At 41.7% G+C, this 15,105-nt stretch carries 15 protein-coding genes; 10 read left to right on the top strand and 5 right to left on the bottom strand.

The features are described 5' to 3' along the window. The first annotated feature begins 161 nt into the window (after nt 1-161). Together ABMY41_RS16445 and ABMY41_RS16440 are read left to right on the top strand one after the other, a co-directional pair. The gene (locus ABMY41_RS16445; RefSeq protein WP_289098490.1) at nt 162-2,303 is read left to right on the top strand and encodes a peptidase domain-containing ABC transporter; all 2,142 of its coding nucleotides are present in this window, start codon (nt 162-164) and stop codon (nt 2,301-2,303) included. 106 nt (nt 2,304-2,409) lie between these two features. Next, nucleotides 2,410-2,580: a hypothetical protein gene (locus ABMY41_RS16440; RefSeq protein ID WP_161936918.1), complete on the top strand. Its 171-nt coding sequence runs from the start codon at nt 2,410-2,412 to the stop codon at nt 2,578-2,580. 542 nt (nt 2,581-3,122) lie between these two features. On the opposite strand, the gene ABMY41_RS16435 is transcribed toward ABMY41_RS16440, so the two are convergent. Together ABMY41_RS16435 and ABMY41_RS16430 are read right to left on the bottom strand one after the other, a co-directional pair. Beyond that, nucleotides 3,123-4,436 carry a TIGR00366 family protein gene (locus tag ABMY41_RS16435; protein WP_287243632.1) on the bottom strand — a complete coding sequence of 438 codons (1,314 nt, stop codon included), beginning with the start codon at nt 4,434-4,436 and terminating at the stop codon, nt 3,123-3,125. Nucleotides 4,437-4,551: 115 nt separating this feature from the next. Continuing rightward, nucleotides 4,552-5,505, bottom strand: coding sequence for a chemotaxis protein CheV (locus tag ABMY41_RS16430; RefSeq protein ID WP_287243633.1), 954 nt, complete (start codon nt 5,503-5,505; stop codon nt 4,552-4,554). Nucleotides 5,506-5,650: 145 nt separating this feature from the next. Here ABMY41_RS16430 and ABMY41_RS16425 point away from each other — a divergent pair, with 145 nt between their 5' ends. Next, entirely contained in the window at nt 5,651-6,715 is a 1,065-nt protein-coding gene (locus ABMY41_RS16425; protein ID WP_349275454.1) for an ion channel, read from the top strand. A 3-nt stretch (nt 6,716-6,718) separates the two neighbouring features. Beyond that, entirely contained in the window at nt 6,719-6,931 is a 213-nt protein-coding gene (locus tag ABMY41_RS16420) for a hypothetical protein (RefSeq protein WP_289098495.1), read from the top strand. A 26-nt stretch (nt 6,932-6,957) separates the two neighbouring features. Here ABMY41_RS16420 and ABMY41_RS16415 read toward each other — a convergent pair whose 3' ends face one another. Next, nucleotides 6,958-7,989: a cytosolic protein gene (locus tag ABMY41_RS16415; RefSeq protein ID WP_289098497.1), complete on the bottom strand. Its 1,032-nt coding sequence runs from the start codon at nt 7,987-7,989 to the stop codon at nt 6,958-6,960. Nucleotides 7,990-8,074: 85 nt separating this feature from the next. After that, entirely contained in the window at nt 8,075-8,536 is a 462-nt protein-coding gene (locus tag ABMY41_RS16410; RefSeq protein WP_175083393.1) for an EVE domain-containing protein, read from the bottom strand. 79 nt (nt 8,537-8,615) lie between these two features. Here ABMY41_RS16410 and tesB point away from each other — a divergent pair, with 79 nt between their 5' ends. Then, nucleotides 8,616-9,473, top strand: a complete 858-nt coding sequence (gene tesB, locus ABMY41_RS16405; protein ID WP_054552365.1) for an acyl-CoA thioesterase II — start codon at nt 8,616-8,618, stop codon at nt 9,471-9,473. Here tesB and plsB read toward each other — a convergent pair. Beyond that, the gene (gene plsB / locus ABMY41_RS16400; RefSeq protein ID WP_058583715.1) at nt 9,470-11,920 is read right to left on the bottom strand and encodes a glycerol-3-phosphate 1-O-acyltransferase PlsB; all 2,451 of its coding nucleotides are present in this window, start codon (nt 11,918-11,920) and stop codon (nt 9,470-9,472) included. The two genes, tesB and plsB, sit on opposite strands and share 4 nt — an antisense overlap. 431 nt (nt 11,921-12,351) lie before the next feature. Here plsB and rpsJ point away from each other — a divergent pair, with 431 nt between their 5' ends. From rpsJ to rplB, 5 genes are read left to right on the top strand one after another with little or no spacing between them, the layout of a single operon-like run. Further along, a complete protein-coding gene (gene rpsJ / locus ABMY41_RS16395) occupies nt 12,352-12,663 on the top strand; it encodes a 30S ribosomal protein S10 (RefSeq protein ID WP_002957900.1) in 312 nt (103 codons plus the stop codon). A 27-nt stretch (nt 12,664-12,690) separates the two neighbouring features. Beyond that, nucleotides 12,691-13,326 (top strand): 50S ribosomal protein L3, encoded by a 636-nt coding sequence (rplC, locus tag ABMY41_RS16390; protein ID WP_036974218.1) that lies wholly within the window; start codon nt 12,691-12,693, stop codon nt 13,324-13,326. Nucleotides 13,327-13,343: 17 nt separating this feature from the next. Next, the gene (rplD, locus tag ABMY41_RS16385) at nt 13,344-13,949 is read left to right on the top strand and encodes a 50S ribosomal protein L4 (RefSeq protein ID WP_062568199.1); all 606 of its coding nucleotides are present in this window, start codon (nt 13,344-13,346) and stop codon (nt 13,947-13,949) included. Further along, nucleotides 13,946-14,248, top strand: a complete 303-nt coding sequence (gene rplW / locus ABMY41_RS16380; protein WP_054552368.1) for a 50S ribosomal protein L23 — start codon at nt 13,946-13,948, stop codon at nt 14,246-14,248. The genes rplD and rplW overlap by 4 nt, the downstream gene beginning before the upstream one ends. Nucleotides 14,249-14,265: 17 nt before the next feature. Then, nucleotides 14,266-15,090, top strand: coding sequence for a 50S ribosomal protein L2 (gene rplB, locus ABMY41_RS16375; protein ID WP_058583716.1), 825 nt, complete (start codon nt 14,266-14,268; stop codon nt 15,088-15,090). Nucleotides 15,091-15,105 lie beyond the last annotated feature (15 nt).

The raw sequence follows: 15,105 nt of genomic DNA, 5'->3' as shown, positions 1-15,105 counted from the left end.
GGTAAAACAGCACAAAGGCCGTAAAGACTCGATACGCAGTAAGTGTGTTAGGGCTAGTTTTGACGATGAATTCAGGGCTGAGCTTATCTTTGGTTAATACTTGTTAACAAAGTATGCTCTCACCCTGATATCTATCCTCAATTCCTAATTGAGTATATGTTTTGAACAAGAGCCTTCATTTTAATTTATTTAATTCAGTTCCTCAGATACACCAATCCGAAATAGCTGAATGCGGTCTCGCTTCTATGGCTATGGTGGCATGTTATCACGGCCATCAACTTGATATGTCTGCTATGCGAAAGCGCTTTTCGGCGAACCTAAAGGGGATGAATTTACAGCAGCTAATTGAGCTGGGGGATAGCTTAGGATTAGCGAGTCGTGCGTTACAGTGCTCGCTTGAAGAGGTACATAAACTTCAGACTCCTTGTATATTGCATTGGGATATGAATCACTTTGTAGTTTTGACTAAAGTTTCTGGGAAGGGAAAATCAGCTAAATTAGCGATTAATGATCCAGCCCTTGGGAAGCGGAATCTAAATAGCGAGGAATTTAGTAAGCACTTTACCGGTATTTGTTTAGAGCTCACGCCAACCAGTAAGTTTGAAGCTAAACAAGAACAGGCACGAATGAGGTTTAGTCAGCTTTGGAGTGCTGTTACTGGTCTAAAAACTGGCTTAATTAAATTAGTTGCGCTGTCGTTAGTTTTACAGCTATTTGCACTGATGACACCCTATTATATGCAGTGGGTCGTGGATGAAGTGTTGGTGAGCTTTGATGAGTCTTTGCTCACAGTGCTTGCGCTAGGCTTTGCATTCATTGCGATCATTTCAGTTATTACTAATGCAGTGCGGAGCTGGTTGATTTTAAGGCTTTCGAGTCTGCTAAACATGCAAATGGGGGTTAATCTATTACGTCATTTACTGCGCCTTCCTATGAACTACTTTGAATCCCGCCACATTGGCGATATTGTTTCGCGTTTTGGCTCACTAGCACAAATACGTGAGCGTATTACCACAGGGTTTGTAGAAACATTTGTTGATGGCGTTATGGCTATCACCGTATTGATTATGATGTTGATTTATTCACTTAAGTTGACAGCTGTTGTTGTAGGCGCAATTACCCTTTATACGCTTGTACGCTTAGTGCTGTATCGACCACTGCATCAAGCCACAGAAGAAATGATTCAAAACTCCGCTAAAGAGCAATCAAACTTTTTAGAAAACATTCGTGGTATGCAAACAATTAAATTGTTTGGTAATGAAGCGCAGCGCCAAGGTATTTGGCAAAACCGTTATGCTGAGGTAATAAATAGTGAAATACGTTTAGGGCGATTAAATATTAGTTTTGAGTCTTTTAATAAACTACTGTTTGGTCTTGAGAATGTAGTGGTTATTTACCTTGCTGCACTTTTGGTTATGAGTAATAGCTTATCTGTCGGTATGGTGTTGGCATTTATAGCCTATAAAAATCAGCTAACAAGTCGCTTTGCAAATTTCATCGAGCAAATTATTCAATTTAAAATGATGCGCTTACACCTTGACCGTATCGCTGATATTGCGCTTACTAAGCAAGAAGCGAATCGCGATGGTGACTTGACCTACAGAGGGAGTAGCGACAATAAAGTGAAAGGTAAGCTTAGCCTTGAAAATATCAGTTTTAGTTATAGCGATGATCAAGCACCTATTTTAAAAGATATAAATTTAACGCTAAATTCAGGCGAGTCTATTGCTATTACTGGCCCGTCTGGCGCGGGTAAAACGACGTTAATAAAAATCATGTTGGGTTTATTACAACCAACATCAGGAAAAGTGTTACTTGATGGCATGGATATTACCCAACTAGGCCTTAAAAATTACCGCAAACAATTAGCCGCAGTAATGCAAGATGACACGCTATTAGCAGGCTCAATCGCCGATAATATTAGCTTCTTTGACCCACAACCTAATTACTTAAAAATAGAACAGTGCGCTCGTCATGCAGCAATTCATAGTGATATTACTAAAATGACTATGGGTTATAACTCATTAGTGGGCGATATGGGTTCTAATTTATCCGGCGGACAACTTCAACGGTTATTACTTGCCAGAGCGCTGTACCAATCTCCCAGCGTCTTATTTTTGGATGAAGCAACTAGTCATTTAGATCAAGAGAACGAAGCAAAAATCAGTGAGCAAATTAAGTACCTAGAGATGACGCGAATAATGATTGCTCACAGGCAAGAGACTATCAATATGGCGGATAAAGTGTTTGAGTTACAAGGTGGAGCTTTAACAAGTACAGTAGCTCAAAATGAAACTGCGTAATCGAATGTGATTTTAGTAACTTGTATTTTACAAGCTACTAAAGCAAAGGCTAGGCATGTTAAATTTTGTCGGAAACCGGCCTAACCTATTAACAATCCGGCAAAAAATGCGAATACATGGAGAGTATATTATGCGTGAATTAACCACAATTGAAATTGAACTGGTTATTGGTGGAGTGCTATCGAATACAACAGTTAATGAAGGAGACTTTGAAAGGAAAGATAGGCCTGGGTTTGGCATGCCACACTTGCCTGTACCAACAGAAACTGATGATTGAGTTATTTTTTAGATAAGGAGTAATGTTCTCCTTATCTAAATATCATTTAAAGAATAGTAAACTGGTTAGTAACTATCACATGCTTAAGTGAGTAGCTTTTATTACGCGCTTATTTTTATGCTGAAATGACTAGATGAGTTTGCTCTACTATTAGCTATTGAAAGTTCTGTTTATGAAAAAATTTTTATTAATTTTCTTTATCACTTACATCATAACCAGAGTTGCTTTTTTTACTTTTGATTTTTCTATTTCGAAAAATAGTAGCTTGGTAGATTATTTTATCGATATATCTGCGTTCATTTTAGTGTACTTCGTTGTTTCTAAGATCGTTTGTTTTGTATTAAAAAGAAATAAAAAAAGGGAGAGCAGTGATTCTAATTGTAAGTGATAGACTGTTGTTTTCGTAGAATGAAGCCCTGTTTTGGCGGTGATTGCAGACCGAATTTGAGTTTTGGTTACCTTTGATAAACAAACCGTTTTGAAGAGGGACTCTCGCTATGAGCTTTTGCCCCTCTCTAATAGGTGATGTTTATAAAGCTTTTTTAAGGGTAGAAACTCAGCATTAATGATATAAACACGCCGGTGATAATCAGCTGCACAAGGCAAAAGCCCATGATGTCTTTTGCTTTTAAGCCGGCAATAGCAAGTACGGGGAGTGCCCAGAACGGCTGAATAAGGTTAGTCCAAGCATCGCCCCATGCTACAGCCATAGCAACCCGTGGCATATCCGCGCCAAGTGTTTGTGCTGCAGGAATGACAATCGGCGCTTGCACTGCCCATTGGCCGCCGCCTGACGGCACAAATATATTCACAAACCCTGCACTTAAAAAGCTCCAAAATGGCAGTGTCTCGGCTGTTGCAATGGCAATAAATCCTTCAGAGATTTGTTGAGCAAGTCCTGTTTTTACCATAATCGCCATGATCCCTGCATAAAAGGGAAATTGAATCACAATACCAGCGCCACTAGGGATTGCTTGCTGTAAGCTGCTAAGTAAATTATGCGGCGTTTGATGCAGTAAAATTGCGCTAAATAAGAAAATAGCGATCACGCTATTTAAGTTTAAGCCGCCTTCGTTTAGCACAAAATAATAGAATAAATAGGCAAGACCAAAGGCACCTATACCCATACCAAGCAAACGACTATGCTCTATCACTTCGGCAGGGCGGGTAGGTGTTGCTATTTGTTGTGATTCATCATCGAGTTTTGCAGGGTCAACATAAACGCTGTCTTTTTCGCTCGGCAACATGTAGCGATTTACCAGCGGCATGATAATAAATAAGCCCACAACAATAGCGATATTAAATGCCGAAAAGATCGTGTTTTCGGTGCCTATTACCCCAATACTTTGCTCTGAAAAGTGGCCATTGGTTGCGATTGTCAGCGGCACTGAACCGGCTAAGCCGCCATGCCATACAATAAATCCTGAATAGGCACTGGCTACTAACAAACGGTAATCAACGCGGGTTTGTTTCGCAATTGCTTTGGCGAACAAAGCGCCAATCACTAAACCAAAGCCCCAATTTAGCCAGCTAGCTAATAAAGACACGAGCGTAACGAGTATGATCGCTTTAGCAGGGCTGTTGGCAAGAGCCGCGAGTTTGTTGAGTATACTGCGCATCACCGGGGTACTCGCTAGCATGTAGCCCGTTAGCAGTACTAGCAGCATTTGCATGGCAAATTGTAATAGGTTCCAAAATCCACCACCCCAAGCCGCGAGCACTTGCGTGGGCGTTGACGGCGTAAAGAGGCTCGCAACTATAAAGCTCAGCAAGGTGAGTAATATAACAAATACAAACGGGTCGGGTAGATAACGCTCTACTAGTTTAGTGAATGGTTTAGCAACGCGATTTAGCATAGTTTTTATTGTTGTCGTCGAATCGATAATGCCAATAAATCATGAATAACGATGATTGGCAAATTGCGACGTCGTTGCTTTAGCTTATGCCTTTAAAAACTGATGCTAAATGCGCTTACTGTGAATCTTGCTCTAGCACGGCTTTTAAGCGGGCTTGAACTTCTTCTACTAACAGTATTGGCTGGAATTTTGATAAGAAGGCATTACAACCAACCTTCTCAACTAAAGCTTGGTTAAAGCTACCACTCAAAGATGTATTAAGCACAATATGTAGGTTCTTCATGCGGCTGTCGTTACGAATTTCGTGTGTTAAACGGTAGCCATCCATTGCTGGCATTTCAGCATCGGTGATCACCATGAGTAGCTCTTTCTCAACATCTTTGCCTTGTTCAGCCCAGCCTTTTAGCATTTCGAGTGCTTCAAGTCCGTTACGAGCAGGTATGATTTCGATGCCAAGTTGCGACAAGGTATCGCTTACTTGCTTACGAGCAGTTGGCGAATCATCGGCGTGAAGAATTTTGCGGCCTGCAAACTCGTTCACGATGCTTTTATCTAGAATGTCTTCAGATATTTGGACTTCGTACTCAACGATTTCGGCGAGCACTTTTTCTACATCGATAATTTCAACCAGCTGCTCTTGGCCATCGCGTTTTACTTTAGTTAAGGCTGTTAGGTAATGATTTTTACCAATTGCCGTTGGCGGCGGCATGATATCTGACCACGTCATATTGATGATTTGATCAACTTTACCAATTAAAAAGCCTTGCACGGTACGATTGTACTCGGTGATAACGAGGTTTGTATCTTCGATGTGTTTAGCATCAGGCATGTTTATCGCTCTGCGCAAATCAATCACTGGAATTGATTCGCCACGAATATTTACAACCCCAGAAACTTTAGGGTGGGCATGAGGAATTTTGCTAATTTGCGGTAACTTCACCACTTCTTTAACTTTAAACACATTGAGAGCGAATAAGTGGCGACTGTGTAGGTAAAATAGTAAAAGCTCTAAGCGGTTTTCACCGACCAGTTGCGTACGCTTATCGACGGAAGCAAGAACACCTGACATATTTCACCCTAAACACCTAATACAGAGATAGTATAGTCTACTATCATTTTTCATCGACATGCATTAGTAATTTTCCATCAGTTGCCAAAATGCAAGCATTACAGTACCGTATCGATAATTTCCTCCACTATAAATCGCAAGGATCATGCATCATATATTTAATCGTTTAGTGGTACTTATTCGCAGTCACATTGATCAAGTAAGTTGGCAGGCTGTGGTATTTACTACGCTTTTGCATATGCTACTTATTTGGTGGCTGCTTATGCTTGCAGGAGAGCAAGCGCTCACACCACTTAGTACTTATTTTTATTATTATGTAGTAACTACATCTACAGTTGGCTATGGCGATTTTAGCGTAAGCACCGAGCTTGGCCGTTGGATTGTCGCATTATTGCAAATACCTTTTGGTTTAGCATTATTTGGCGTTCTGTTAGGAAAGACAGGGCAAACAGTAACTTATTTAATTAGGCGCGCTATGACGGGTGATAAAAGCTTCGCACATATAAACAATCACATTATTATCTTTGGTTGGCACGATACACGTACTAAAAAGATGGTTGACTATATCTTGGCCGATCATAAACGCTTAGATCGTCGTATTTTATTGGCGGTTACTGAGCAAATGGAGCATCCGTTTTTAGCAAATCCTATGGTTGATTTTGCTCGTCTAAGTAGCTTTACTGACTTAGATGAGTTGAAAAGAATTGCCATTGATCGCGCCGATAAAATTATCATTGATGGCCAAGACGATGACCAAACGTTTACAACAGCCCTGCGCATTAGCAAGTTGGTCAATGAACAGTGCCACATCAGTGCGCACTTTACTGATGAAACTAAAATCGAAATGTTACATGAGCATTGCCACAATGTAGAATGTAGCAGTGCTAAGTCAGCCGAGATCTTAGTGCGTTCAATGCAAGACCCAGGTTCAAGCCGTGTGCAAGAAGAGCTGTTATCGACACTACATGGGGATACTCAATTTAGTTTACCTATTCCAAAAGGCGTGCAAGCAATGGAATTTGGCAAGCTGTTTCATCACTTTAAATATAGTCATGATGCTATATTATTGGGTGTCGCACATAACTTGAGTGCAAAAAATATGGACTTAAACCCGCCACTTGATTACGTGGTAAGTGAAGGAGATATTTTGCATTATATCGCTGCGGAGCGTGTTTTGAGCGACGAAGTTGATTGGTCAACGTTGGTATAATTTATGAACGAAGTTGTGTTTTTAATTATTGTACTCAGTGCCTACATTTTACCTGTGGTCATTGTGCTCAATAGTAAACGCACTCAAGGCCACGAAAAGAATGCTTGGTTAATCAGCATCATCTTCTTTTCGTGGTTAGCTTTAGTAATGTATTTAACAATCGTCCCTAAACACGGGCGGGTCAAAAAACACCGTAAAGTAAAACCTAAGGGTTAACTCTCCTCAAATTGACAGCTGCTGTGTCACTTCAGCTGTTTTAGTTTATGATCTATCACAGGATCATCGGGTGAGAGTTGCTGCGCTACTTCTAAGACCTTAATTGCATCGTTTGGGTGCTCATCTTGATGCTTGATTGCAACATCAATTAGCGGTTGCACATCAATCGCATCTTTTTGCTCTTGCATATGCTCAGCTTTTTCTTCAGCTAAAATTGTATGCGCGGTGCTCAGTAAGGCTAAACGATGTGGCGAACTCTTGTTTGCCTTATTTAGACGACGATAATAGTCTTCTTTAAAGCGCAGCGTTTTGGTTTGCTGGCGGAATTGGGCTATATCAACTTGCTGGTGGCTAATAAAATCAACAGCAACATCTTTATAAAAGCCAAACTTATTTAAATATGTTGCATGAACACTATGGCCCATACCAAACACGCGTAAGTGGGTTAGTTGTGGGTAACGTTTAGCATGAGCTCGGTCGATGCGATTCGTTGGGTCGTAAATAATATAACCCTTTGCATGGCCTAAATCTAAATCGTGGTAGTCACCGTTCCAATTAAATTTTTGCGCGATGTCGGTACTTGAACGATCATCCCATGGCGCTTTTTCTTTATTTTTTGTGCTAACTGGGTGAAAGAGTAAAACCTTGTCTAGCTTTAATAGATTGGCAAAGGCGCCAACGGCAAAGCCTCCTCGACTCAATCCATAACCTAACCGCTCTTTGAACCCGCCAATCAGTGGTGCTAGCTGTTCAATAAAAAACAACAGGTTACGGTGCCTAAACCAGTTGCTAATGCCTAAATGTTGAAAGGCGATGATATTCACATCTTGCTTTTTCGCGAGCTTATAAGCCCAAGGCGAAAAATCATCAGTGATATCATGTTCTTGATAATTTGTTCCAGCAGGAGAGAAGGTAATTAGCAGGGGCTTATTGGCATCAATGATATGGTATTTCACATAAACATCACCGAGCAAATCACCACCAGTCATAGGAACAAGGCTTTGTTGCTCATCGCGTGGCAGGTTGGTCCATTCCTCTAACCAATACAATAATTTCATACATCCCCCACGTTACCTCTAAAATAAAGGGGCAAAATTATAGCAAAAATAGCAGCTAATTAAAAATGGCCGCTACTTTATATGCTTATCGCTCGCTCATTGCGATGATCTGTTGCCAGTCATGTTCGGTGACAGGCATTACTGACAATCGGCCGCCTTTTTTAAGAGCGATTTCGGTAATTGACTCATTGGCTTTAATCGCCTGCAGGCTAACTAGCTTTTTAAGGTGTGCTTGATATTGCACATCGACTACAAACCAGCGCGGGTTATCAGCAGTTGCTTTCGCATCGTAGTAATCGCTATTTAAATCAAACTGTGTTGGGTCGGCATAAGCTTCGCGAGTCACCGTAGCGATACCTGCAACACCCACTTGCTTACAACTTGAATGATAAATCATTACCAAGTCACCATGCTTGATACCATCGCGAAGAAAGTTGCGGGCTTGATAATTACGCACGCCATCCCACATAGAGGTTTGCTCAGGGGCGTTTTTTAGATCATCAATTGAAAATGCATCGGGTTCGGTTTTAAAAAGCCAATAAGCCATAATGAGGTGCTCTTACAAAGATTTACTTCCAATTAGTCTATAGTATCATTAAACGCTTGTCGGGATTGAGGATAAATAAATGAGCCAAGTATTAGATGACCTACTGTCATTAATGTCGTTAGAAGAGATTGAGCAAGGCTTGTATCGCGGGCAAAGCCAAGATTTAGGATTTAGAGCTGTATTCGGTGGTCAAGTAATGGGCCAAGCTCTATCTGCCGCAAAAGAAACATTACCACAAGGGCGTATTGTTCACTCTTTACACTCTTACTTTTTGCGCCCAGGTGATGCTGCAAAGCCGATTGTCTATGATGTAGAAAATATCCGTGATGGTAAAAGTTTTAGTACTCGCCGTGTAAAAGCAATTCAATATGGTAAGCCGATTTTTTACATGACAGCTTCTTTCCAAGGTGAAGAAGAGGGCTTATCACATCAAGCGCAGATGCCTGATGTACCACAGCCTGAAGAATTAAAGTCATCGCTTGAATTTTACCAAGCAAATGCAGAGCTTATTCCTGAACCAATTCGAAATAAATTCATCCGAGAAGTACCAATTGAAATGCGTCCTGTGACCTTTCATAACCCATTCAAACCACAAGTGATGGAGCCAGTTAAGCATATTTGGTTTAAAGCTAATGGTGAGATGCCTGACGATCAGCGTATTCATAATTACTTACTTGCGTACGCATCTGACTTTGAATTTTTACCAACTGCATTACAGCCACACGGCGTATCGTTTATGCAGCCGAATATGCAGGTTGCAACAATTGACCATGCAATGTGGTTTCACCGCCCGTTTAGACTAGACGATTGGATTTTATATTCGATTGATAGCCCAAGTGCGAGCTCTGGTCGTGGTTTGGTGCGAGGTCAGTTCTTTGACCGTCAAGGCAATTTAGTTGCCTCAACGATCCAAGAAGGGGTCATGCGTCAGCGTTAATCTTTTGTGTGCTGAGCTTGGCTTTGCACTATATCGTCAATTGACTGCCAGACCCGTGCTGGCAGCAATGCTTTAAGATATAAATACACTTCACACAGTTCATTGCTACCCGTTAAGCCTTGCTCTGTTTCGGTAATTAGCTTTTGCTCTCGCAAGCTTGAAATAAAACCAATAAGTACTTTTTTGTCGAAGAACTCAGGGGTTTTAATGCCGTGCAAGGTACCTAAGCGCTCTGCTAACACTTGGCTTTCGTGTTCAAGTTCTTCACGCTCAATACCACTGCTAGTTTGAATAAAACCAACCACGATAGCGTAGCGTTGTAGTGTTAAACTTAAGGCGCGACCGAGCATTTCGAGTTTCGCTAAACAGTCGTTGCTGTTTGTGATCTTGATATTATCGCCATCAATTTCAATCAGGTCTTGATCAACGAAGCTTGCGAGTACGCGAGTAATGTAGTTTTCATCTAACTCATGCAAGAACCACTCTTTGGCAAACAGTGGGTAAAAACGTGCGATCAAGGCTTGGCAATCAGCCATGGTAGTTTGATGTGCTTTGAATAAATGCAGCGCCAATAAGCTCGGTACTGCAAATAAGTGCAACACGTTATTACGGTAGTAGTTGAATAGTGTTTTTTCTTTATCGTTAATCGCGATAATTTCGCCAAACTCATCACTGATCACATCAAACTTATTAAGTTTAAGTGCATGCTCTAGCAGCTGCTCGGCGCTTTCGTCTGGTGTGGTCACCTTTTCGCTGTAGCTTGCGCTTCGCTGTAAATGTAAATAAAACTCAAGCTGAGCAATCAGCTTAGGTTTACTTAACGCGTGTTTATCATTTACCAGTAATATCATCGCAAGTAGATTCACTGCATTGAGTGCAGCGGCGCTATTAATATTAACCATTACCTTATCAGCGAGGTTAGCGACTTGTGGTCCAAGCCATTGTGGCTTTTGCACGTCGGTTGGGTGGATCGACTCTCGCCAATCAGGTTGTTGATCATTGAGATATTGGTTTATTGATATAGGGTCGCCAAAGTTTAAATAACCACGACCATAGTTTTTAAGGTTTTTAATTGCTTTAAAGATACCTAATACCGACTCACCTTTTTTATCGTTACCGGCAAGCTCTTTTAAGTAAGTATTAATTTCCATTACGTGCTCATAACCAATGTATACAGGCACAATTGAAATAGGGCGGTCTATGCCACGTAACATGGCTTGTAATGTCATGGCGAGCATACCTGTTTTTGGCGGTAACAAGCGACCAGTACGGCTACGACCACCTTCAGTGTAAAACTTTACTGAATAGCCTTTGATAAATAACTGGCTCAGGTACTCTTTAAATACTGACGAATACAATTTATTGCCCGCGAATGAGCGGCGAATAAAGAAAGCACCACTGCGACGGAAAATCCCCCCTGCCGGGAAGAAGTTTAAGTTGATACCTGCAGCGATATGTGGCGGAACTAAGCCTAAATGGTAAATAGAATAGGTCAGCAATAAGTAATCCATATGCGATCGGTGACATGGCATATAGATAATCTCGTGGCCTTTATCTGTAAGCTCATGCACCTGCTCAGAAAATTTAATATCAATCCCGTTATAAAGCTTATTCCACAGCCAAGTTAAAATACGGTCTGCAACACGAATGGTGGCATCGCTGTAATTGGCGGCAATCTCATCAAGTAGCTTCAGCGCATTTTGGCGAGCTTGTTCTTGGCTGATGTTTTTTTCTTTCGCTTCTATTTGAATTGCTTTTTTTATTGTTGGTGAGGCAAGTAGCGAATTAAATAACTGCTCACGTGATGGCATTTTCGGGCCTGTCGCTGCCAATTTTTGGCGACGAAAGTGTACGCGGGCTACACGTAAAAGCTTATGTGGTAGTTCATCAACCTCAGCTTTTTCATTGACCAATAAAGATAAATCGAGTGGCTGACTAAAGCGAATAAAGTTATCGCGCCCAGAAAATAGCAACACAAAGAACTTACGAAACCAGCTGGGTGTTAATGAATGAGACACCAAAGTACCTAAACCTGGCTTTTCTTTACCCGGATTACGACCCCATAAAATCGTCACCGGGATCACTTGGACGTTTTTCTCACCTGATTGCATCAGGTGGTCAATAATTTGTTTGCCTTGCTGCAGGGCATTGCTTGGTTTGCTTTTATTACCAAATAGCGGTGGTGGGTTTTGAATACCGATAAAGCGATCAAGTTCTGCATTACCTAATAACTGCTCTTCGGTCGGGTTAGGTAAGCCGTATTTTTTACATACCCTTGCCAGTGCCGCTAAATCAGAGCGTGCATTTAGCCTAACAATATAAAAAGTAGGGTTGGCTGGGTTTAGGTTGTATTGTTCAATCGGATTTTCTGGCAGCACCTTACTTTTTACAAACAAGCGGTTCATACCGGCAGAAATGAAATTTAAACAACGATTAATGATACGCATCAACTCACCAAAGTTATTAGTAGATATTAAATAGACCGAGTCTGGTCAAAAATAAGCGACATAGAATAACAATTATTAACTGGACTGACCATTTAAAAGCGATTTTCTAGCCTCTTTACTCGCACAAGTATAATTTAAAGGCGCTAATGTTATTGATAAAGTTCGAAAATTAAACAAAATTTAATTTAGACCTTTGAGATTTTCAAAATAGTTGTTGCATTTATCACCAATCTATCTATAATACGCAGGCTTTCAAAATTCCCTCGGGAACTTGGAAGGAAAGATTAAGCTTGGATTTCAAGCTAATAAACAGGAATTCCGATTTGGAATTCATCGTAGATATAAGAAAGCAGCCGACATCTTAGTTATTAAGATTGTTTCGGTCGTTTTTTTATGCTCTTTTTAAATGCTCTTTATATTGAGGTTTAAGAATGTCAAATCAACGCATTCGTATTCGCCTAAAAGCTTTTGACCACCGTTTGATTGACCAATCAACGGCGGAAATCGTGGAAACTGCGAAACGCACTGGCGCACAAGTACGTGGTCCAATCCCACTACCTACACGCTTTGAACGTTTTACTGTACTAACTTCACCGCACGTTAACAAAGACGCGCGTGATCAGTACGAAATCCGCACCCATAAACGTCTGATCGACATCGTAGAACCAACTGACAAGACTGTTGACGCTCTAATGCGTTTAGATCTTGCTGCTGGTGTTGATGTTCAAATCAGCCTGGGTTAATCGGAAGATTAGAGAGGTTTTAGGAAAATGGCATTAGGTCTAGTCGGTCGTAAAGTGGGTATGACACGTATCTTCACTGAAGATGGTGTATCTATCCCTGTGACAGTTATCGAAGCGACACCTAACCGCATTGCTCAGATCAAATCTGAAGCAACTGACGGTTATAACGCGCTTCAAGTAACCGCAGGCACTAAAAAAGCAAGCCGTGTAAACAAAGCAGCAGCGGGTCACTTCGCTAAAGCTGGTGTTGAAGCGGGTCGCGGTCTGTGGGAATTCCGCCTAAATGGTGGTGAAGGCGATTTTGAAGTAGGCGCTGAGCTTACTGTTGAATTATTCAACGAAATCAACAAAGTTGACGTAACCGGTACTTCTAAAGGTAAAGGTTTCCAAGGTGGTGTTAAGCGCTGGAACTTCAGCATGCAAGACGCTACTCACGGTAACTCTCTATCTCACCGTGCTCCTGGTTCAATCGGTCAAAACCAATCACCTGGTAAGGTGTTTAAAGGTAAGAAAATGGCCGGTCACATGGGTGCTGAGCGTGTAACGACTCAAAACTTAGAACTAGTTCGCGTTGACGCTGAGCGTAACTTGCTTTTAGTTAAAGGTGCAGTACCTGGCGCTATCGGCGGTGACGTTATCGTTAAACCAGCTGTTAAAGCATAAGTCCTGGAGATTTAGTGATGGAATTAGCAATTAAAGACGCTTCTGGCGCTCTTGAAGTTTCTGAAGCTACTTTTGGACGTGAGTTTAACGAAGCATTAGTACACCAAGTAGTTGTTGCTTACGCAGCAGGTGCTCGTCAAGGTACTCGTGCTCAGAAGACACGTTCTGAAGTTAGCGGTGGTGGTAAAAAACCATGGTCTCAAAAAGGTACTGGCCGTGCACGTGCTGGTACAATTCGTAGCCCAATTTGGCGTTCAGGTGGCGTTAGCTTCGCAGCTAAACCACAAGATCACAGCCAAAAAGTAAACCGTAAAATGTACCGCGGTGCGATCAAAAGCATCTTATCTGAATTAGTTCGTCAAGAGCGTTTAATCGTTGTTGAGCAGTTTGGTCTTGAAGCACCAAAAACTAAAGAACTAGTTGCTAAGCTTAAAGAACTTGAGCTTAAAGATGTTCTAATCGTGACTGAAGAAGTAGATGAGAATCTTTTCTTATCGGCACGTAACCTATACAAGGTTGACACGCGTGATGTAGCTGGTATCGATCCTGTAAGCCTAATCGCTTTCGATAAGGTACTTATTACAGCTGCTGCTGTTAAGCAACTTGAGGAGGCGCTAGCATGATCCGTGAAGAACGTCTTTTAAAAGTGATCCTTGCTCCACACATCTCTGAAAAAAGCACTATCGCTGCTGAAGAGAACAACACGATTGTTTTCAAAGTAGCTTCTGATGCAACTAAAGCTGAAATCAAAGCTGCAGCAGAAAAGCTTTTTGAAGTAGAAGTAACTGGTGTTCGCACACTAAACGTTAAGGGTAAAACAAAACGTACTGGCATGCGTTTCGGTCGTCGTTCAGACTGGAAGAAAGCTTACGTTACTCTTAAAGAAGGTAGCGAGCTAGACTTTGTCGGCGGCGCCGAGTAATAAGGGGAGTTAGAATTATGGCACTTCAAAAGTGTAAACCAACTTCTGCGGGTCGTCGTCACCTGGTTAAAGTGGTTAACCCAGATCTACATAAGGGTAAACCTTACGCACCACTACTAGAGAAAAACTCTAAGTCTGGTGGTCGTAATAACAAAGGTCGTATCACGGTTCGTCACATCGGTGGTGGTCATAAGCATCATTACCGTGTAATCGACTTTAAACGCACTAAAGATGGCATTCCAGCTGTTGTTGAGCGTCTAGAGTATGATCCAAACCGTAGCGCAAACATCGCTCTTGTATTATATGCAGACGGTGAGCGTCGTTACATTATTGCACCTAAAGGCTTAAAAGCTGGTGATTCAATCCAATCTGGTATTGATGCACCAATCAAAGCTGGTAACACGTTACCAATGCGTAACATGCCTGTAGGTTCGACTGTTCACAACGTAGAATTAAAACCAGGTAAAGGCGCGCAAATCGCACGTTCTGCTGGTGCATACGTTCAAATCCTTGCTCGTGAAGGTCAATACGTAACTCTACGTCTTCGTTCTGGCGAAGTTCGTAAAGTTCCAGCTGACTGTCGCGCAACACTTGGTGAAGTAGGCAACTCTGAGCATATGCTTCGTTCACTAGGTAAAGCTGGTGCAAATCGCTGGCGTGGTATCCGTCCGACAGTTCGTGGTGTTGCCATGAACCCGGTAGATCACCCGCACGGTGGTGGTGAAGGTCGTACATCTGGTGGTCGTCATCCTGTGTCTCCATGGGGTAAGCCGACTAAAGGTGCTAAGACACGTAAGAACAAGCGTACTGATAAATTTATCGTACGTCGTCGTACTAAATAATAGTTGAGGAATAGC

Source organism: Pseudoalteromonas sp. BZA4, assembly GCF_040104395.1.
Lineage (GTDB): Bacteria > Pseudomonadota > Gammaproteobacteria > Enterobacterales > Alteromonadaceae > Pseudoalteromonas.
The sequence above is the reverse complement of the archived record's forward strand: the minus strand, read 5'-3'. Positions and strand labels throughout refer to the sequence as shown.

Bases quoted from the DNA above. Each gene is read 5' to 3' on its own strand.
- ABMY41_RS16420 (WP_289098495.1), top strand. From the start codon at position 6,719: ATGAACGAAGTTGTGTTTTTAATTATTGTACTCAGTGCCTACATTTTA.
- ABMY41_RS16435 (WP_287243632.1), bottom strand. From the start codon at position 4,436: ATGCTAAATCGCGTTGCTAAACCATTCACTAAACTAGTAGAGCGTTAT.
- rpsJ (WP_002957900.1), top strand. From the start codon at position 12,352: ATGTCAAATCAACGCATTCGTATTCGCCTAAAAGCTTTTGACCACCGT.
- ABMY41_RS16415 (WP_289098497.1), bottom strand. From the start codon at position 7,989: ATGAAATTATTGTATTGGTTAGAGGAATGGACCAACCTGCCACGCGAT.
- ABMY41_RS16440 (WP_161936918.1), top strand. From the start codon at position 2,410: ATGCGAATACATGGAGAGTATATTATGCGTGAATTAACCACAATTGAA.
- rplD (WP_062568199.1), top strand. From the start codon at position 13,344: ATGGAATTAGCAATTAAAGACGCTTCTGGCGCTCTTGAAGTTTCTGAA.
- rplB (WP_058583716.1), top strand. From the start codon at position 14,266: ATGGCACTTCAAAAGTGTAAACCAACTTCTGCGGGTCGTCGTCACCTG.
- rplC (WP_036974218.1), top strand. From the start codon at position 12,691: ATGGCATTAGGTCTAGTCGGTCGTAAAGTGGGTATGACACGTATCTTC.
- rplW (WP_054552368.1), top strand. From the start codon at position 13,946: ATGATCCGTGAAGAACGTCTTTTAAAAGTGATCCTTGCTCCACACATC.
- ABMY41_RS16430 (WP_287243633.1), bottom strand. From the start codon at position 5,505: ATGTCAGGTGTTCTTGCTTCCGTCGATAAGCGTACGCAACTGGTCGGT.
- ABMY41_RS16410 (WP_175083393.1), bottom strand. From the start codon at position 8,536: ATGGCTTATTGGCTTTTTAAAACCGAACCCGATGCATTTTCAATTGAT.
- plsB (WP_058583715.1), bottom strand. From the start codon at position 11,920: ATGCGTATCATTAATCGTTGTTTAAATTTCATTTCTGCCGGTATGAAC.
- tesB (WP_054552365.1), top strand. From the start codon at position 8,616: ATGAGCCAAGTATTAGATGACCTACTGTCATTAATGTCGTTAGAAGAG.
- ABMY41_RS16425 (WP_349275454.1), top strand. From the start codon at position 5,651: ATGCATCATATATTTAATCGTTTAGTGGTACTTATTCGCAGTCACATT.